This window comes from Cupriavidus sp. KB_39, from assembly GCF_052114485.1.
Taxonomy (GTDB): Bacteria; Pseudomonadota; Gammaproteobacteria; order Burkholderiales; family Burkholderiaceae; genus Cupriavidus.
The window spans coordinates 1-505 of sequence record NZ_JBFREV010000192.1 but is presented as its reverse complement, the minus strand read 5'-3'; the positions used below and the strand labels follow the sequence as shown (position 1 = coordinate 505).

Sequence of the window (505 nt, the reverse complement as noted above, 5' to 3'; positions counted from 1 at the left end):
ACCATGCGACCTGCCCGGCGTGCAAGGTCGGCGGGCCGGTGTACAACGACTGCGATCCAAGATACTCGCTGCATGGGAAGCAGATTCTGGTTTCGGGGGCGCGCGTGTTCTGCAAGTGCAAGGAGCACCCGCGCGTGCTGCCGTCGCAGAGCATCTTCTCGATCGAAGTCCATGCATTGGCGCATTACGCAGTCCGAGGCGCTATTGGGGCTGGCGGGGTAATAGCAACGACGCCGGCTGCCGGCGCTGCGCACTTGACTGCGGACAAGCCGGCCATGAAGGAATACCTGGTGCGACCGCGAGGTACGCTGTACTGGGGTGGAGCGGGGCTTGATGGAGACTACGTGCGGCCGCAGCTGGAGGCGTTCCGGAAGGCGGGGATCGAGCACTGTTTCATGGGACTGACGAACTCGGCAAACCACGGGCTGAACGAGGACTACAAGGAGGCTGGACAAATCCTGGATGCCCTCCGGGCTGGTCTCGTCGTGCGCTATCGTGATGACAG

The 505-nt window shown here is 63.0% G+C and carries 1 pseudogene; it reads left to right on the top strand.

Annotated features, from left to right (window positions below):
• Nucleotides 1-505, top strand: a pseudogene (locus AB4Z27_RS29480) (hypothetical protein); the annotation flags it as partial.